Raw genomic sequence first — 17,445 nt, 5'->3', positions numbered from 1 at the left:
TTAATAGAAATCTACATTAATCACAACTTTTATAGCCCTGTATTGGGCCACAGCTTCAAAACTATTCAGCATTTTCTGAATAGTTTTTTTTGTGTTTCCTAAGTGAAGATTTTGCGGAATCTTAATCAAAATAGTTCTGATATATTCATTTCGTATTCTGCTTATAGCAGGTTCTTCTGGCCCTAAAACCGGCATTCCTAAATTCTGGCTCAAAACCTGATACAGCCACATTGCCCCCTCTTTCAGTTTGTCGAAATCTTTGTGTTTTAGCGTAAGTTTTATAATTCTGAAATAAGGTGGATATCTATAGATTTGTCTGTCATACAATTGCTCTTTATACATACCTATATAATTATGGTTTGTAACCTGCTGAATTGTATTATGATTAGGGTTATAAGTCTGGATGACAACCTTCCCTTGTTTTTCAGATCTTCCTGCTCTTCCTGCAACCTGAGTCATCATCTGGAAACTACGCTCAAAAGCCCTAAAATCGGGATGGTGAAGCATATTATCGGCGTTCATTATTCCAACCAAACCAACATTATCAAAATCAAGTCCTTTGGCTAGCATTTGTGTACCGACTAAAATATCAATTTCACGATTTTTAAATGTATCTATTATTTTTTCGAAACCGAACTTGCCTCGAGTAGTATCTTGATCCATCCTGGCTGTTTTAGCTTTTGGAAAAAGTGAAGACAATTCCTGTTCAATTTGCTCTGTCCCAAATCCTTTTGTAGTCAAATCAATACTTGAACAGCTGTGGCAATTTGTAGGTTTTGCAATCGAATAACCGCAGTAATGGCAACGAAGCTGATTTTTGTGTTTATGATACGTCAAACTAACATCGCACTGCTGGCAATGCGGAACATGCCCACAAGTCAAACATTCAATTATAGGCGAATATCCTCTTCTATTTTGAAATAAAATAACTTGTTCGCCCAATGACAATGATTCTGCAATTTCTTCAATTAAAAGATCGCTAAAATGCCCTGTCATTCTTTTTCTGAAATGCTTGTCTTTTATATCTACCAAAACGACTTCAGGCAAACGAACATTTTTATAACGTTCGGAAAGAGTTACCAATCCGTATTTGTCATTTTGAGTGTTAAAATAAGTTTCGATGCTAGGCGTTGCTGAGCCTAATAAAACTTTAGCTTTATGAAAATTAGCCAAAACTATAGCCGCATCTCTCGCATGATATCTGGGCGCAGGATCAGTCTGTTTGAAAGTCTGCTCATGCTCTTCGTCAACAATTAATAACCCTAAATCATTAAATGGCAAGAATAAAGCCGATCTCGCTCCTATTACAATTTGTGCTTTAGGCGAATTCTCAAGCGTTTGCCTCCAAACCTCAACTCTTTCATTATTGCTGTATTTTGAATGAAAAACAGCTACTTTATCGCCAAAATGAAGACGTAGTCTCGAAACGAGTTGTGTGGTAAGTGCAATTTCAGGCAAGAGATACAAAACCTGTTTTCCTGTATGCAGATATTCTTCTATTAACTTAATATAAATCTCAGTCTTGCCGCTCGAAGTTACACCATGCAGCAAGCAAACTTCTTTCTCTAAAAAGCTGTTTTTGATCTCAGAAAAAGCTTTTTCTTGCGCTTGGCTCAACTGCAATTCCTTTTCCGTTTTTTCTCCATCAAATGCAACACGGTCATGCTGCAAATAATATTCTTCAAATATTTCTTTTTCAATCAAAGATTTTACAGCTGCTGAGCCTGCATTTGAAATTTCAGTAAGCTTCTTTACTGTAATTGGCTTTTTTTCTGAGGCACTGATTTGAAAATAAGCCAAAACGATTTCTTTTTGCTTATTAGCATTTTTCAGCACCGTCAGCAATTCTTCCAAACCATTATCCGATTCGTATTTAGAATGTAATTTTACATACCGAACCAATTTTGGCTTGTAGGTTTCTTTTATTTCTTCATCCAAAAAAATAATATCCTTCGCAATCAATTTCTGCAAAATTGGAAGTATATTCTTTTTATTTAAAATTGAAACAATTTCCTGAATCTTCAGTGAACTCTGATGATGCAAAGCTTCATAAATCAAAAACTCATCATCAGAAAGTTCGCTATCATTTACAACAACATCAGGTTTATGCGAAATAATGGTTTCACTTTCTAACAGTAATCCGCTTGGAAAAGCTCCGCGATACACGTCTCCAATACCGCACATATAATAATTTGCAACCCAAAGCCAGTGTTTAATCTGGATTTCGGTCGCAATTGGTTTTTCATCCAAAATCTGATGAATTTCTTTAGCCTCATACAATGTTGGTGCATTTTCATGAACATCCAAAACGAGCGCCGTATATATTTTACTTTTACCAAAAGGTACCGCAACCCGCATTCCTTTTTTTATAAAATGGAATTCAGCCTCAGAAACACGATATGTAAAGGTTTTTGCTAAGGAAAGTGGTAAAATAACTTCGATAAAAAACATGTACTATAGATATGAATGCAAAGTTACTTTTTTTCGGTAGAATTTTGAGCCAAATACTCCTTAACCAATTTTAAAGTATGATCTATTGATTTATTGGTTGTTCCGCCATCATGTCCCGGAATAACATACTTTGGATTTTTAAACTTTAATTGAACTTTCTTGATTGATTTCTCCCATTCTTTGACATCAGCATCTCCTAAATAGCCTAAATCTTTCGCTTCAGCGCTTTTTATAAAACATCCACCATAAAGAATTTTATCTTTTCCAAACCACACTACGATATTATCTGGCGCATGTCCTTTTCCTGGATAATAGACTTCAAACTTATATTGTCCGACAGTAAAAGTAGTATCATTTGGAATTACAAACTCCGCTCTTGGTTCATTTTTGCTTTTCAGAATATCGTCGGTTAATTTACCTGAATAGGTTTTAATTCCATTTTTTCTATAAAAATCAAATCCTCCTGCACGATCATCATGAGAATGCGTACCAAAAAGCATTATAACGTCTTTATTATGTTTTGCTTTTATACTGTCGAGCAAAGGTTGAAACTGCGTTTTATCCCAAGGCGCATCAAAAAGCACAACACCTTTATCTGTAACTAGATACATGGCATTGGCAGAAATCAGTGTTCCGTTGTAATCATGAAATGTTTTATAAACATAAAAGTCACCTGTTAGATGACTTATTGGTAATGGCGAATTCTTAGATTGTCCAAAATTATTTGAAACTGCGACTAAGAATAAAATTATCGAAGTTAATTTTCGCATTAGATTTTAATTAGCTTTTTACTCTAGTCCAATATTGTGTTCTACCCATTAAAGAAATCCCAACATAACCTCGTAGTTTCAATTTATCGGCAGATTCTAAAGTAACATAACATTTGTATTTTTTACCACTTGTAGGATCCAAAATTGTCCCTCCGTTATATTCAGAACCATCCTTTTTAAGTCCGTTTATAATAACCATTCCTAAAATGGGTTTGTTTTTTTCGGCACCATCACATTTTACACAAACATCTTTCTTGTGGCCTTCACGAAGTATATCCACTACCTTGCCATATATTTTTCCTGATTTCTCGTAAATCTCAACAATCGATTTTGCTTCGCCAGTTTCATCGTCAATTGTCTTCCATTTTCCAATTACACTTTGACTTTGCATGGTTAGGGCAAAGAAGAACACTCCGATAGTTAGCATCAAATTTTTCATATTATTTTTCTTTTTTTTGTTTTAATTTTCTGATAGAAGCATTCAATTCGAACCCTAAAAGCAGAATCATACAGTTTATCCAAATATAAAACATTAGAATTAATAATGTCCCAATTGAACCATAAAGTTCGTTGTATTTTGAAAATTTTATAACCCAAATCCCAAAAAAGAATGAAGATATAACAATTAAGACCGTGGTAAAAACAGAACCAATACTAATAAAAGGTACTTTATTATACTGCTTTGTTCCATAACGCAATAATATTGAAGATGTTATCAAAATCATTAAGATAACGAATAAATATCGTCCTAAAATAATCAGCGGAATACGATCACTCAGCACATCTTGAATAATGGTTTTTTGAATGAAAACCTCAAAAACTACAATTGTAGCTACTGTCACAAACAGAATAACCGTCATTACAAGAGAAATCGCTAAGGCAACGAGATACTGCTTAAAAAATCCGCGTTTATCAAAAACATGTTTTGAAGATTCAAAACCACTCAAAATCCCATTAATTCCATTTGCCATCAAAAAAATCGAAAGCAAAAACCCAGACGATAATAATCCCGAGTGACTATTGTTTAAAATATCGCTGATAATTTTACTAATTGCATCAAATGTATTTGGAGGTACACTCTGCTGCACAAACTGTAGAAAATCTTCCTGAAAATTATCTATCGGAATAAACGGAATTAAGTTTAAAATAAATAAAGCAAAAGGAAATAATGCCATGAAAAAGCTAAAAGAAACAGCACTTGCATGATATGAAAAAGCCCCTTCAAGAATTCCCAAAGAGTACATTTCGAGCAAATCATACAAAGAAAATCCCTCTAACCAAGGGAATTTTATTCTTTTAAAAAGTCGGGCCAGATTGCGTATTACAGGCAGCTTCTCAATCCGATCTTCTATCTCTTTCGACATATTTTATAGATTTTTAGACTTCTTAGATGTTAGATTTCTTAGATTTTAAAATAGATAATTACAATCAAAATTTTAAAAAGCTTTTAGGCTCAAATCCATATTATAGACAGAATGCGTTAAAGCACCTGACGAAATATAATTCACACCGCATAAAGCATATTCGCGAACTGTTTTTTCGCTGATATTTCCAGAAGATTCTGTCTGGCATTTTGAACCAATCAAATTGACTGCCGTTTTTGTATCTTCATAGTTAAAGTTATCTATCAGGATTCTGTGAACTCCATCGCTCAATAAAATTTCTCTGATTTCATCCAAATCACGAGCTTCAACAATAATTTTCAAGTCAAGATTATTCTCTTTCAAATATTCTTTAGTTTTTGCAATAGCGCGTGTAATTCCGCCAGCAAAATCAATATGATTGTCTTTCAGCATGATCATGTCATATAACGCATATCGATGATTCTCGCCTCCGCCAATTTTTACAGCCCATTTTTCTGCCACTCTAAAATTTGGAGTTGTTTTGCGCGTATCCAAAATCTTTGCATTTGTTCCTTCCAAAAGGCTCATTAAATGGTTGGTTTTTGTAGCAATTGCAGACATTCTCTGCATAGTATTCAAAACCACTCTTTCAGCTTTTAAAATAGATTGCGAGCTGCCAGAAACTTCAAAAACAATTTCACCATATTCTACACGCGTACCGTCTTCAATAAATGTTTTTACTTTAAGTTTCGGATCTACATATTCGAATATCATTTTGGCAAGTTCAACTCCAGCAATAATTCCCTGATCTTTTACCAATAGCTTTGCCTGACCATGAGCTGTATCAGGAATACACGCAAGCGAACTATAATCGCCCGGTCCGACATCTTCTCTTATGGCATTTTCTATTAAGAGTTTTAATTCTGCTTGAAATTGAACTTTGCTTATCATTTTTCTGTTTTTAATAATAATGCTAAATTAGGATATATTTTATGGATTTGAAAATTCCAATAACATGAAAAATTATGCAAAACATTAAATATCTCTTTTTTAACCCTTAAGATATTCTGAAAAATAAAGTTACAATTCTTAACAACACTTAATCTCTTAATAAGCGTTCAATTAAATATCTTTGAAGTTCAATCAAACAAAAATCATGGGTTTAATTAAAGACATTTACTCCGTTACTTTTTACGAAAAATTTACTCAGGCTGTTGCCGAAGTATATCCAGCATTCAATAAACAAAAATTTATTGAAGCGATTTATGAAGGCGATTTTGCTCAAAAGGAATGGAAAGAAAGAATGAAACATACAACAGTAGTGTTACATCAATTTATGCCTCAAAATTTTCCCGAAGCTGTTTCATTGATTGATAAAATCATAGAAAGTTTAAAGAAAAATAGTTTTACAGAAGGAAATCTGGCTTTCGTCTTCTTTGCCGATTATATTGAGATGTACGGTTTAGACGATTTTGAAACTTCGAAAAAAGCTTTTGTTTCTGTAACCCAATTTATAAGCTGTGAATTTGCCGTTCGCCCTTTCATTTTAAAGTATAAAGAGAAAATGATTGACGAAATGATAAAATGGTCATTGCATAAAAATCATCACGTTCGCCGTCTAGCAAGCGAAGGTTCTCGCCCGAGATTACCATGGGCAATGGCTATTCCGTTTTTAAAGAAAGATCCTTCTTCTATTCTGCCGATTTTGGAGAATTTAAAAAATGATCCTTCAGAATATGTCCGTAGAAGCGTTGCCAATAATTTAAACGATATTGCTAAAGATAATCCGCAGATTGTGCTCGCAATTGCTTCGAAATGGAAAGGCCACAGCAAAGAAACAGATGCAATTATCAAGCATGGCTCGCGAACTTTATTAAAACAAGGTCATCCTGAAATTTTAAGCCATTATGGTTTAGAAAGCACTAATATTGAACTTTCTTCTTTCGAAATCAAAACTCCTGTTGTAAAAATTGGTGATTATCTTCGGTTTCAATTTCATTTAAATAATAAAAACGAAGAGCCAAAAACGGTTCGTTTAGAATATGCCGTTCATTATAAAAAAGCAAAAGGACATTTAGCAAAAAAAGTCTTTAAAATTAGTGAAAAGGTGTATCATCCAAATCAATTAACCAAAATTGAAAGAAACCAATCTTTTAAGTTAATCACAACTAGAGTTTTTCATACTGGAGCGCATCAATTGTCGATTATTATTAATGGAACTGAAAGTGAGGTTTTGGAATTTCAGTTGATTGGTTAGACAAAAAAAAATTTAATTTTCATGCTCCAGCGGAGCAAAATATTTATAGAAAACATCATAGTTACCGCAAAAAAGCCCCAGCGGAGCGACATTTATTTCGCCTCGATGGGGCTTTTGGTGATGTTATATTTTATTTGCTATAAATGTTTTGTCCCTCTGGGACTTCTAAACTTAAATTTAATCATATCCTAAAACTTAACCAACGTTTTTTCTTATTTTTATAATTCAAAAAAAAATCCAAAAACAAGTTTCTTAATCTAAATTAAGTTACAGACAAACACAACTACTGTAATTTTGTTTTCAAATCAAATAAAACAATGTCAAATATCAGTTTAATAATCGAAGAACGTGCTGCCAATATTGGCAACTTTTTGGTAGGCCGTTTATTGCCTTTCCGTGAAAAAAGAGCCGTTGGGCCATTTGTATTTATCGATCATATGGGGCCAGCACATTTAAGTGACCATGAAAATATGGATGTTCCTCCGCATCCGCATATCGGACTTTCAACGCTTACTTTTTTATTCGAAGGAAGCATTATGCACCGCGACAGTTTAGGAACAGAATTGGAAATAAAACCTGGAGCCGTAAACTGGATGACGGCTGGAAAAGGCATCGTTCATTCTGAAAGAACTCCAGAATATTTAAGACATTCAGACAAAATGCTTCACGGATTGCAGATTTGGGTAGCGCTTCCGAAAGAATTGGAACAAATGGATCCGAATTTCACGCATGTGGAAGCAGATGATATTCCAGCTTGGGAAGAAGACGGTGTTTCATATAAATTAATTGCTGGTGAAGCTTTTGGCAAAAAATCGCCAGTTCCTGTTTACAGTCCGTTATGCTTTATTGAAATTAAAAGTAAAGAAGCTAAAAAAATCAATATCGGACATCATTTATTTGGTGAAAGCGGTTTGTATATTTTGGAAGGAAGCATTAAAAATGGCGAACATGTTTACGATCCAAAACAGATTTTAATTACAACTGAAGCTTCGCTTTGCGAGTTCGAAATTGCTGAAAATTCTACGGTTTATCTTTTTGGCGGACAGCCATTTCCTGAAGAACATTTTATCTTTTGGAACTTTGTTTCTTCTGATAAAAACCTCATCGAAAAAGCAAAAATGGATTGGGCAAACCAAACTTTCCCAAAAGTTCCTGGCGAAACCGAATTTGTTCCATTACCAGAACCAAGAATTAAATAATTATGGATACACTTTCAGCAAAAATAGATACGCGCCTGTATCGAACGGAAATCACATCTGCCAGCGGAAATGTTTTAATTTCAGATGAACCACAATCTTTAGGCGGAAAAAATTTAGGTCTAAATCCTACTGAACTTTTAGCGTCATCATTAGCTTCTTGTACCTTAATTACTTTAAGAATGTACATTAATCGCAAACAATGGAATGTTGAAGAAATCAATATCAAAATTGATTTCGAAAGAGATTCTGAGCGAAATTGCACCTCATTTACCAGAAGAATTGAAGTAATCGGTGAAGTTGACGAAACGCAAAGACAAAGACTGGAAACGATTGCAAACAGTTGTCCAATTCATAAAACATTGACACATTCAATCGAAATCAAAACCACACTAATATAATTATCATGGAAATTCAACAAATAAACGATATAAAAAGAGGCTATTTTGAAGCCGTAGAAGACGGAAAAGAAGCAGGAAAAATGACGTATACTTGGGCAGGAGACTCAAAATTCATCATCGATCATACCGAAGTAAGTCCAGATTTTAACGGAAAAGGTGTCGGCAAAAAACTAGTTATGGCTTCTGTTGATTATGCTAGAGCAAACAACTTAAAAATTATCCCGCTTTGTCCTTTTGCAAAAAGTGTTTTTGATAAAGTGGAAGAAATACGTGATGTGCTTTTTTCGTGAGATGCTAAAGGTTCTAAGTTTTTTTTTTACCGCAAAGCACACAAAGAATAACGCAAAGTTCGCAAAGCTTTTTAGACAAAGCTTTGCGAACTTTGGCGTTTATATTAAGTTAAGCTTGGAATAAAACCTTGCGAACTTTGCGATAAATCTTAGCGCTCTTTGCGGTAAAACTCACCGCAACAGAAAACAAATTTTCAAATTTCTCCGAAAACTCGTATATTTGCGCGTAATTTAATCTTAGAGTATGACAAGAATAATTACGCTTTTCTGTATTTTTATAGCACAAATCGGCTTTTCTCAATCGGCTGAGAGTTATTTAGAAAAAATCAGGAATAATGAAGCTCTCTTAACAGCTTTCTTTCAACAAATGCCTAAAGGAGGCGATTTACACCATCATTTTTCAGGATCAGTTTATGCAGAACCTCTTTTGGAAAGAGCTATTGCAGAAGACTTTTATTTGAATCTGGAAACTATGGCCGTTTCTAAAACCAAACCTTCAAACGGAAACTGGGAAAACTTTTCATCTCTTAAAAATAAAGGAAAATTAGAGCACTACGAACAGCAAATTATGCAGACTTGGTCTGTTAAAGATTATAATGGCTCTGTACCTTCTGATGATCAATTTTTTGATTCTTTTATGAAGTTTGAACCAACCATTCAAGGTCATTTTGCAGAGGGAATGCTCGAATTAAAAAAACGTGCCATTGCCGAAAACGTAAGTTATATAGAAACACAATTATCGACTATTCCATGTGATATGAACGTTTCTGATTTAAATGATTTTAACGCCAAATTACGCCAGGCTTCAACTCAAAAAGATGAAAAAGCGGTTTTAAAACTTTTGGATGAATTGTACAAATCGCTTCAGAAAAAAGATGCCAAAAAATATGCCGATGATTTCAATACCAATTTCTTAGCGAAACTTCACAAAGACTTAAAAATTGATGATGAAAAGTTCACGATGCGTTATCAAAACTTTGTACTTCGTTTTATGGAACCTGTAGATTTATTTAAAAATCTGGTTATTGCTTTCATTTCGTCAAGCGAAAGCAAACTAACTGCAGGTGTAAACATCGTTTCTCCAGAACATGGCGAAAACTCTATGAAAGATTACTGGTTACATATGGTGATGTTCAAATATTGCCATTCTAAATTTCCAGACGTAAAATATACGCTTCATGCCGGTGAATTAACTTTAGGTTTGGTTCAGCCAGAAGAATTAACGTGGCACATCAACGATGCGATTTATGTGGCAGGCGCTAACAGAATTGGTCACGGAGTTGATATTGCTTACGAAGCCAATTCGTATGATTTATTGAAATATATGGCTCAAAAAAATATTCCAATTGAAATCAATTTAGTGAGTAACGAATTCATTTTGAAAGTAAAAGAAAATAGACATCCGTTTACGCTTTATAAAGAGTTTAATGTGCCAATTGTAATCAGTACAGACGATGCGGGAATTTTAAGAAGCAATATGACAGAGCAATATGTTTTACTGGCAAAAAGATATCCTGATGTGAATTATCAAACGATCAAAAAGTACGTTTATAACAGTATCAATTACAGTTTCATTCAAGATGAATCGGTTAAAAAACAATTGATTAAAGATTTAGATAATCGTTTTAAAACTTTTGAAGCGAAGTTTTCTAAAAACTAGTAAAAAAATAAAATCAGCCAAATCTGCTAAATCTGCGTGAGTATAATTTTTTCCCGCAGATTTAGCAAATCAAGCAGATAAAATTCATTTAAATATGATTCTAGAAGCAGCATTTCTATATATAAAACCAAAATTAGCCAATCAATTTGAAGCTGATTTTGCAAAAGCAAGTCAATACATTTCCTCAATCAATGGTTATTTAGGGCATCGTTTGGAAAAATGTCTTGAAGTTGAAAACAAATACCTTTTATTAGTGGATTGGAATACACTTGAAGATCATACGGTAGGTTTCAGAACTTCTGAAGCATATTTGGAATGGAAAAAGATTTTGCACCATTATTACGAACCGTTTCCAATTGTAGAACATTTCGAGACTATTTTTGAAAATAAAAAATCGTAAACTGCTTTGCGGTAAAAAAATTAAACACATAGAAACATAGATATAATTGTTTCGGTTTTAAGATTAGAGAAAAAGCAAGCTTTAACACATAGCTATGTGCATTGCAATAAGTGAAACGCCTTTTGCAGACAAAGAAAACTATGTCTCTATGTGTTTAAATTAAATTCGTACTAATTCGTTTAATTCGTGGCTAAAAAAAATAACCAATGAACATCAAACTTATCGCAATAGGCAAAACAGACAATAAATCGCTTCAAACTTTGATTGACGATTATACCAAACGTTTGTCGTTTTATATCAAATTTGATTTAGAGATTATTCCCGACATCAAAAACGTAAAAAACTTATCTGAAAGCCAGCAAAAGGAAAAAGAAGGCGAATTAATTCTCTCAAAACTTTCTGCAACCGATCAATTGATTTTATTGGATGAAAATGGGAAAACTTTTTCAAGCGTTGGATTTTCTGAAGAACTGCAAAAGAAAATGAATTCCGGTATAAAAACACTGGTTTTTGTGATTGGCGGACCTTACGGATTTTCTGAAACGGTTTATAAAAAAGCGCAAGGAAAAGTTTCGCTTTCGCTAATGACATTTTCGCATCAAATGGTTCGTCTGTTTTTTATCGAACAATTGTACCGCGGCTTTACGATTTTACGAAACGAACCTTATCATCACCAATAAACTATTTACTTCCTAAATCACCAAAACACAAACAGCTAAAAAACAGCGTTTTACCACAATAAAACAGCTTTTTCTGAAAATAAAATCGTAAATTTATAGTGATTTATTAAATCTTAATAAAATTTAATAATTATAGTTTTTTAATATTCTTCTAACCTAAAAAGCATATAATTATGAAATCTTTATTTCGCCTTTCGGCAATCCTACTATTGCTTTTAATTGGAACTTCTTGTTCTAATGACGACGACAATTACACAACACCAGTAATTGTGACATTTACTGCTAATTTGACCCCAGTTACAGGCGCAACTTCTTCAGCTTCAGGCAGTGCAACACTAAAATTAAATCAAACCAACAAGACGTTTGATCTTAAAGTAAATTTTTCAGGATTAACACCAATACATGGTCATATACATGCGGCAGACGGCACAATTGTTATTCCGTTTCCTGATGCAAGCGTATCAACCTCTCCAATATCTGTATCTGGTTCTATTACTGACGCGCAAATTACCGAGCTGATGGCCAATCATTATTACGTTAATTTACACACTACTGCTTATCCTAATGGAGAAATCAGCGGTACTCTGACAAAAACTGGCACTTCTGGCGGAGACGGCGGAGGCGGAGGCGGTGGTTATTAAACTTTTAAAACTAAAAAGCCTTTCTTGAATTAGAAAGGCTTTTTAGTTTTTTTATGTTAACGTATTAAAAAATAAATTCTACTGGTAGTCTATCGAGATTATACGTTACCTCTTTTTGCAATAGGATTTTGTATTGAATGTATTCTCCATAACTCATATCCTTATCAAATAAAAACACCAAATCTGGCACTTTCTCAAACTTTATGCTATAGAATTGCTTTAATATCTCTGAAATTTTTATCTCTTTATTTCCCATAAAAACCTGTTGTTTTCCCTTTTTAAAGTAAACTACAAAATTTCCTATTTTGGGTCTTTCCGTTTTATAAAACACTTTTGTAAAAGGCAGAAAAGCTAAATTCTTTCCAACAGAATCTGCGTAAGAATAATAGTTTTCAGATTCTTCATTCTGATGCATTTTCTCGTTTCGCTTTTTATCCTGCATTTTTATTACGTGAGGAATCACCAATTTCAAAGGAAGACGTTTATCGATATTAAAAATCCAGTTAGTCGAAATTATGGCACTTTTTCGATTTAAATCGGCGATTGTGTCCTTTCCTTCAACTTTAAAAAAGATGTAAATTGGCGAATGATCTTGCACATCTTTTACAATTGAGACATTTGATTTTGGGAGTAAGACGTCTTCTTTTTTTCCGCAGGAGAAAAGAAGTAAAGCGATAATTAAAGTGAAGTATTTCATTGTATTTATTTTTTTAACAGAGAATTAGCACAAAGTTTGTCATTCCGAGGAACGAGGACACGAGCGATAGCGAACTGGCAAAGCAATCACACTAGTATTTCCTCTCAGAAATTCGCCAATGTTTGTCGAGTTTCGAGTGTGATTCCTCGTTCCTCGGAATGACAAAACGATCGTTAAATATTATTCGAAACTCATTTTATTAAACAAAGTAACACATTCCACCGCTTCTTTCACATCGTGCACACGAAGAATTTTTGCTCCTTTTGTCAAAGCGATTGTATTTAGAAACGTTGTTCCGTTTAAAGCTTCTTGTGGCGTAATATCAAGTGTTTTGTAAATCATTGATTTTCTTGAAATCCCTGCCAAGACAGGTAATTCCAACAAATTAAAAAGTTCCATTTTCTGCATTACTTCATAATTTTGATCGGTTGTTTTGGCAAAACCAAAACCTGGATCTAAAATCAAATCGTTAATTCCTAAACTTCTTGCTTGTTGCACTTTCTCAGAAAAATAGAAAAGCATTTCTTTAATAATATCATCATATTGTGTCAAACTTTGCATCGTCTGCGGATTTCCTCGCATATGCATCATGATGTACGGGACGTTATATTTAGCGATAACATCAAACATTTTATCGTCCAATTCTCCTGCCGCAATATCGTTTATAATTGCTGCACCACTTTCTATGCTCGCTTTCGCAACCTCAGCTCTAAAAGTATCAATAGATAGTGACGTTTGTGGAAAATGTTTTAAAATCAATTCTATAGCTGGAACAATGCGGTCAATTTCTTCTTGTTCTGAGACAAATTCGGCACTTGGCTTGCTCGAATAAGCGCCAATATCGATAAATGTTGCGCCTTCAGAAAGCATTTTACCGACTTGCGAAATAATCTCGTCTTCGTTTTTATATTTTCCTCCGTCAAAGAAGGAGTTTGGCGTAACATTTAGGATTCCCATTACTTTAGGAACCGATAAATCTATAAGTTCGCCTTTGCAGTTAATAAACATTTGTTTCAAGTTTTTATTTGTTTAAAGTTTCAAGTTGATTCAGATTGCACAAGTTCTGGAACGTAAAACTTGAAACCTGAAACTTGAAACATTTTTCCGTTTCAAGTTATCCCTATTAACACTTTGTTTAGAAAAAACTTGAAACAAAGCGAGCCTTAAACTTGAAACTCTAAAAAAATTATCCTTATTTTTGAAGAAATTTTAGCAAATATACAGCATATAAATGAAGAATACTTCTCAAGAGTTTGATAATGTTATAGCGGTTTGCCGCACCTTGTTTATCAATAAAATGAAAGATTACGGCAGTGCTTGGAGGATCTTAAGATTGCCATCATTGACAGATCAAATTTTTATAAAAGCACAGCGAATTAGAAGTTTGCAAGAAAATGAAGTCCGCAAAGTGGATGAAGATGAAAAAGGAGAATTTATCGGAATCATCAATTATTCTATTATGGCTTTGATTCAGTTAGAATTGGGTGTTGTAGATCAGCCGGATCTTGATGTTGAAAAAGCAACTGAATTATATGATGCTAAAGTAAAGCTTACCAAAGATTTAATGGAAGCCAAAAATCATGATTATGGCGAAGCTTGGCGCGATATGCGTGTAAGTTCTTTAACCGATTTAATTCTGCAGAAATTGCTTCGTGTTAAACAGATTGAAGATAATAAAGGAAAAACAATTGTTTCTGAAGGAATCGATGCTAATTATCAGGATATGATTAATTATTCTGTTTTTGCTTTAATCTTAAACCCTATAAAATAAATCAAATTCCAGAAAATAAAATCCCAAATTCCAACTTTAATATTGGAGTTTGGGATTTAAAAATTTAGAATTTAAACCCTAAATATTTGCCATGAAAAACATCATTACCCAATTCTCCCGATTATTTGTCGGCGTGCTATTTATTATTTCCGGATTAATAAAACTGAATGATCCTGTTGGTTTCTCTTATAAACTTGCTGAATATTTTAGTGAACCGGTTTTCAATATGCCATTTCTAGAGCCATTAGCTTTAGGATTAGCTATTTTCTTAGTAATTTTAGAAGTAGTTTTAGGCGTGATGCTTTTGGTGGGTTATAAATCAAAATTAACGATTTGGGCATTATTGCTTTTAATTGTCTTCTTTACTTTCCTTACCTTCTACTCTGCTTATTTTGATGTAGTAAAAGACTGTGGCTGTTTTGGAGATGCTTTACATTTAACGCCTTGGCAGTCGTTTACAAAAGATGTTGTTTTACTGTTCTTTATCTTGATTTTATTCATCAATAAAAAATTAGTAAAACCTTTATTTTCTAAACTAGTTACCAATATCATCGTATTGATTAGTATTGTTCTTTGTGTATTCATGGCTGTTTGGGTTATAAATCACAATCCGATTAAAGATTTCCGTCCGTATAAAGTGGGAACAAACATCGAGAAAGGAATGGAAATTCCAGAAGGCGCGCCTAAATCGGTTGTTGAAATGATTTTTATCTACAAAGTAAATGGTGTTGATAAAGAATTTACAGAAAAAGATTTGATGAATATTCCTGAAGGTGCCGTATTTGTTGATAGAAAAGACAAAGTAATTTCAGAAGGATACGTTCCGCCAATTCATGATTTCACCATGACAAAAGATGATTCTGACTATAAGGAAGAATTATTAAAAGAGCCTAAATTACTTATCTATGTAACTTACGATTTGAACTTATCAAATCCGGAAGGAATGAAAAAATTAGCAAAAGTTACGGCAGATGCAAAAGCTAAAGGTTACAAAGTAATCGGAATGACGGCTTCTGGAGCTGAGGAAATTGCAAAAGCCAAAAAAGATTACGCTTTAGACATCGATTTCTATTTCTGCGACGGAACAGCTTTAAAAACTGTCGAAAGAGCAAATCCGAGCATTGTTGTGGTACATGATGGAACTATTGCTCAAAAAGTACACTACAATGATACAGATGATTTGAAGTTATAATATTTCAATTAACATATAAATCTAAAAAGCCTTCAATAATTTTAATTTTATTGAAGGCTCTTTTTATGAAATCTGACGTTTTTCTGCTTCAATTTTCATTTGCGAAAACAAAAAAAATGCTTTTTAATTATTTCCAAAAAAGGAGTTTCAAAAAAATACTTGATTTCACAGCCAACTATTACGTTTTCAAAACGCTTTTTTCAACCAAAAAACACCATTTTGTTACAAAATAAACGACTCTTCAAATTTTGTTAATCTGCAATTGGCATTCAATTTGTTTGTTTAACTTTGTGAATTCAGTACCTTAATAAAAAATAATTTTAATAAAATATGAAACAATTAGTCCTAGCCGTAATTGCATTTATTTCTTTTTCTTGCACACAGGCACAGAAAATAGCTTTTTCTAAAGAGGCTTTATCTGAGAAATTATTAGCCACTGACGGAAGTCAGGTTACTTTCAAAAACATCTTAAAAAAATATAAAGGAAAAACTTTGGTTATCGAAGTTTGGGCTTCTTGGTGTGGTGACTGCGTAAAAGCAATGCCAAAATTAAAAGAATTACAAGCCAATAATCCTGATGTTTCTTACTTGTTTATTTCGGCTGATAAAACAGCTGATAAATGGAAAGCAGGAATCGAAAAACACGAATTAAATAAAGGCGATCACTATATGATGAATGATGGTATGAAAGGCCTTTTCGGAAAAGCGATTGATTTAGATTGGATTCCAAGATATATCGTAGTGGACAAAACAGGGAAAATCGTTTTATACAGAGCGATTGAAACTGATTTCGAAAAAATCAATTCTACTTTACAATCATTGAAATAAGCTTCAATAACATTGCAATGTCAAAATTCCAATATCAATTTGGACTATGCTTTAATTTCAAACAAAAAACAAAAAAATAATATAAAACTACCAAAATGAGAAAATCGATTGTTGCAGGAAACTGGAAAATGCATAAAAATGCTGCGCAAACTGAAGAGTTATTGAACGAATTAATTGCTAAAATTCCAGCGAAAACAAATGCACAAGTAATTGTAGCGCCAACTTTTGTAAACTTACAAGCGGCAGCGACTAAATTAAAAAATACAACTATCGGAGTTTCTGCTCAAAACGTTCACCAAGCTGAAGGTGGTGCTTTCACAGGAGAAATTTCTGCAGATATGTTAACAAGCATTGGCGTTAATACCGTAATCTTAGGCCACTCAGAGCGTAGAGCTATTTTCCACGAAACAGATGCTTTAATCGCAAACAAAGTAGATACAGCTTTAAAACATGACATGACAGTTATTTTCTGTTTTGGAGAAGAATTAAAAGACCGTCAGTCTGGAAATCACTTCAACATTGTTGAGAATCAATTGCGTGATGGCGTTTTCCATATTGCAAAAGAATCTTGGTCTAAAATTGTTTTAGCTTATGAGCCAGTTTGGGCTATCGGAACTGGAGAAACTGCTTCGCCAGAGCAAGCTCAAGAAATGCACGAATTCATCAGAGAAACTATCCGCAAAGCTTTTGGAGCTGATATCGCTGATGAAGTTTCTATTTTATACGGTGGTTCTGTTAAACCAGAAAACGCTAAAGAAATCTTCTCTAAACCAGACGTAGATGGTGGTTTAATTGGAGGTGCAGCTTTAAAAGCTGATGATTTCTTAGCTATTGTTACAGCTATTTAATTTTAGATTTTAGATTTTAG

The 17,445-nt window shown here is 33.5% G+C and carries 19 protein-coding genes; 12 read left to right on the top strand and 7 right to left on the bottom strand.

Annotated elements, in window-relative coordinates; translation table 11 throughout:
• The 5 genes from priA to nadC form a co-directional block, all read right to left on the bottom strand.
• Entirely contained in the window at positions 1 to 2,451 is a 2,451-nt protein-coding gene (gene priA / locus FF52_RS03640) for a replication restart helicase PriA (RefSeq protein ID WP_008463023.1), read from the bottom strand.
• Between the two features lie 23 nt (positions 2,452 to 2,474).
• A complete protein-coding gene (gene bla-B1-FLAV / locus FF52_RS03635) occupies positions 2,475 to 3,221 on the bottom strand; it encodes a subclass B1 metallo-beta-lactamase (RefSeq protein ID WP_008463021.1) in 747 nt (248 codons plus the stop codon).
• Positions 3,222 to 3,231: 10 nt separating this feature from the next.
• Positions 3,232 to 3,660 carry a DUF2147 domain-containing protein gene (locus FF52_RS03630; protein WP_008463020.1) on the bottom strand — a complete coding sequence of 143 codons (429 nt, stop codon included), beginning with the start codon at positions 3,658 to 3,660 and terminating at the stop codon, positions 3,232 to 3,234.
• A 1-nt stretch (position 3,661) separates the two neighbouring features.
• Positions 3,662 to 4,585 (bottom strand): YihY/virulence factor BrkB family protein, encoded by a 924-nt coding sequence (locus FF52_RS03625; protein WP_008463019.1) that lies wholly within the window; start codon positions 4,583 to 4,585, stop codon positions 3,662 to 3,664.
• 72 nt (positions 4,586 to 4,657) lie between these two features.
• Entirely contained in the window at positions 4,658 to 5,515 is an 858-nt protein-coding gene (nadC, locus tag FF52_RS03620) for a carboxylating nicotinate-nucleotide diphosphorylase (protein ID WP_008463018.1), read from the bottom strand.
• A 205-nt stretch (positions 5,516 to 5,720) separates the two neighbouring features.
• Between nadC and FF52_RS03615 the strand changes: the two genes are divergently transcribed.
• From FF52_RS03615 to FF52_RS23090, 8 genes are all read left to right on the top strand, one after another.
• Positions 5,721 to 6,821, top strand: coding sequence for a DNA alkylation repair protein (locus FF52_RS03615; protein ID WP_008463017.1), 1,101 nt, complete (start codon positions 5,721 to 5,723; stop codon positions 6,819 to 6,821).
• 317 nt (positions 6,822 to 7,138) lie between these two features.
• Positions 7,139 to 8,020, top strand: coding sequence for a pirin family protein (locus tag FF52_RS03610; protein ID WP_008463015.1), 882 nt, complete (start codon positions 7,139 to 7,141; stop codon positions 8,018 to 8,020).
• 2 nt (positions 8,021 to 8,022) lie between these two features.
• Complete coding sequence (locus FF52_RS03605; RefSeq protein ID WP_008463013.1) at positions 8,023 to 8,418, top strand: OsmC family protein; 396 nt, start codon at positions 8,023 to 8,025, stop codon at positions 8,416 to 8,418.
• A gap of 5 nt (positions 8,419 to 8,423) precedes the next feature.
• Positions 8,424 to 8,708 carry a GNAT family N-acetyltransferase gene (locus FF52_RS03600; protein WP_008463011.1) on the top strand — a complete coding sequence of 95 codons (285 nt, stop codon included), beginning with the start codon at positions 8,424 to 8,426 and terminating at the stop codon, positions 8,706 to 8,708.
• A 244-nt stretch (positions 8,709 to 8,952) separates the two neighbouring features.
• The gene (locus tag FF52_RS03595) at positions 8,953 to 10,368 is read left to right on the top strand and encodes an adenosine deaminase (RefSeq protein WP_008463010.1); all 1,416 of its coding nucleotides are present in this window, start codon (positions 8,953 to 8,955) and stop codon (positions 10,366 to 10,368) included.
• Between the two features lie 94 nt (positions 10,369 to 10,462).
• Complete coding sequence (locus FF52_RS03590) at positions 10,463 to 10,768, top strand: antibiotic biosynthesis monooxygenase family protein (RefSeq protein WP_008463008.1); 306 nt, start codon at positions 10,463 to 10,465, stop codon at positions 10,766 to 10,768.
• A gap of 206 nt (positions 10,769 to 10,974) precedes the next feature.
• Entirely contained in the window at positions 10,975 to 11,448 is a 474-nt protein-coding gene (rlmH, locus tag FF52_RS03585; protein ID WP_008463006.1) for a 23S rRNA (pseudouridine(1915)-N(3))-methyltransferase RlmH, read from the top strand.
• Positions 11,449 to 11,621: 173 nt separating this feature from the next.
• Positions 11,622 to 12,089, top strand: a complete 468-nt coding sequence (locus FF52_RS23090; RefSeq protein WP_008463005.1) for a CHRD domain-containing protein — start codon at positions 11,622 to 11,624, stop codon at positions 12,087 to 12,089.
• 64 nt (positions 12,090 to 12,153) lie between these two features.
• Here the strand turns inward: FF52_RS23090 and FF52_RS03575 are convergent, their stop codons facing one another.
• Complete coding sequence (locus FF52_RS03575) at positions 12,154 to 12,786, bottom strand: hypothetical protein (protein ID WP_008463003.1); 633 nt, start codon at positions 12,784 to 12,786, stop codon at positions 12,154 to 12,156.
• Between the two features lie 180 nt (positions 12,787 to 12,966).
• Positions 12,967 to 13,794 (bottom strand): dihydropteroate synthase, encoded by an 828-nt coding sequence (folP, locus tag FF52_RS03570; RefSeq protein WP_008463001.1) that lies wholly within the window; start codon positions 13,792 to 13,794, stop codon positions 12,967 to 12,969.
• A 223-nt stretch (positions 13,795 to 14,017) separates the two neighbouring features.
• Here folP and FF52_RS03565 point away from each other — a divergent pair, with 223 nt between their 5' ends.
• The 4 genes from FF52_RS03565 to tpiA all read left to right on the top strand — a co-directional run bounded on the left by FF52_RS03565 (position 14,018) and on the right by tpiA (position 17,425).
• A complete protein-coding gene (locus FF52_RS03565) occupies positions 14,018 to 14,557 on the top strand; it encodes a DUF1599 domain-containing protein (protein ID WP_008462999.1) in 540 nt (179 codons plus the stop codon).
• A gap of 91 nt (positions 14,558 to 14,648) precedes the next feature.
• Positions 14,649 to 15,749 carry a BT_3928 family protein gene (locus FF52_RS03560; protein ID WP_008462997.1) on the top strand — a complete coding sequence of 367 codons (1,101 nt, stop codon included), beginning with the start codon at positions 14,649 to 14,651 and terminating at the stop codon, positions 15,747 to 15,749.
• Between the two features lie 330 nt (positions 15,750 to 16,079).
• Entirely contained in the window at positions 16,080 to 16,577 is a 498-nt protein-coding gene (locus FF52_RS03555; RefSeq protein WP_008462995.1) for a TlpA family protein disulfide reductase, read from the top strand.
• 95 nt (positions 16,578 to 16,672) lie between these two features.
• Positions 16,673 to 17,425: a triose-phosphate isomerase gene (gene tpiA, locus FF52_RS03550; RefSeq protein ID WP_008462994.1), complete on the top strand. Its 753-nt coding sequence runs from the start codon at positions 16,673 to 16,675 to the stop codon at positions 17,423 to 17,425.
• Positions 17,426 to 17,445: the final 20 nt, after the last annotated feature.

It is taken from the genome of Flavobacterium sp. F52 (assembly GCF_000278705.1).
GTDB classification, from domain to species: domain Bacteria; phylum Bacteroidota; class Bacteroidia; order Flavobacteriales; family Flavobacteriaceae; genus Flavobacterium; species Flavobacterium anhuiense.
Note: the sequence above shows the minus strand (reverse complement) of the source record. Positions and strands in the feature narration are given on the sequence as shown.

What these genes read in the sequence shown, in the direction of transcription:
- tpiA (WP_008462994.1), top strand. Translation starts at nt 16,673, where the DNA reads ATGAGAAAATCGATTGTTGCAGGAAACTGGAAAATGCATAAAAATGCT.
- FF52_RS03565 (WP_008462999.1), top strand. Translation starts at nt 14,018, where the DNA reads ATGAAGAATACTTCTCAAGAGTTTGATAATGTTATAGCGGTTTGCCGC.
- FF52_RS03615 (WP_008463017.1), top strand. Translation starts at nt 5,721, where the DNA reads ATGGGTTTAATTAAAGACATTTACTCCGTTACTTTTTACGAAAAATTT.
- FF52_RS03600 (WP_008463011.1), top strand. Translation starts at nt 8,424, where the DNA reads ATGGAAATTCAACAAATAAACGATATAAAAAGAGGCTATTTTGAAGCC.
- priA (WP_008463023.1), bottom strand. Translation starts at nt 2,451, where the DNA reads ATGTTTTTTATCGAAGTTATTTTACCACTTTCCTTAGCAAAAACCTTT.
- FF52_RS03610 (WP_008463015.1), top strand. Translation starts at nt 7,139, where the DNA reads ATGTCAAATATCAGTTTAATAATCGAAGAACGTGCTGCCAATATTGGC.
- bla-B1-FLAV (WP_008463021.1), bottom strand. Translation starts at nt 3,221, where the DNA reads ATGCGAAAATTAACTTCGATAATTTTATTCTTAGTCGCAGTTTCAAAT.
- FF52_RS03575 (WP_008463003.1), bottom strand. Translation starts at nt 12,786, where the DNA reads ATGAAATACTTCACTTTAATTATCGCTTTACTTCTTTTCTCCTGCGGA.
- FF52_RS03555 (WP_008462995.1), top strand. Translation starts at nt 16,080, where the DNA reads ATGAAACAATTAGTCCTAGCCGTAATTGCATTTATTTCTTTTTCTTGC.
- FF52_RS03595 (WP_008463010.1), top strand. Translation starts at nt 8,953, where the DNA reads ATGACAAGAATAATTACGCTTTTCTGTATTTTTATAGCACAAATCGGC.
- FF52_RS03590 (WP_008463008.1), top strand. Translation starts at nt 10,463, where the DNA reads ATGATTCTAGAAGCAGCATTTCTATATATAAAACCAAAATTAGCCAAT.
- FF52_RS03630 (WP_008463020.1), bottom strand. Translation starts at nt 3,660, where the DNA reads ATGAAAAATTTGATGCTAACTATCGGAGTGTTCTTCTTTGCCCTAACC.
- nadC (WP_008463018.1), bottom strand. Translation starts at nt 5,515, where the DNA reads ATGATAAGCAAAGTTCAATTTCAAGCAGAATTAAAACTCTTAATAGAA.
- FF52_RS23090 (WP_008463005.1), top strand. Translation starts at nt 11,622, where the DNA reads ATGAAATCTTTATTTCGCCTTTCGGCAATCCTACTATTGCTTTTAATT.
- rlmH (WP_008463006.1), top strand. Translation starts at nt 10,975, where the DNA reads ATGAACATCAAACTTATCGCAATAGGCAAAACAGACAATAAATCGCTT.
- FF52_RS03625 (WP_008463019.1), bottom strand. Translation starts at nt 4,585, where the DNA reads ATGTCGAAAGAGATAGAAGATCGGATTGAGAAGCTGCCTGTAATACGC.
- FF52_RS03605 (WP_008463013.1), top strand. Translation starts at nt 8,023, where the DNA reads ATGGATACACTTTCAGCAAAAATAGATACGCGCCTGTATCGAACGGAA.
- FF52_RS03560 (WP_008462997.1), top strand. Translation starts at nt 14,649, where the DNA reads ATGAAAAACATCATTACCCAATTCTCCCGATTATTTGTCGGCGTGCTA.
- folP (WP_008463001.1), bottom strand. Translation starts at nt 13,794, where the DNA reads ATGTTTATTAACTGCAAAGGCGAACTTATAGATTTATCGGTTCCTAAA.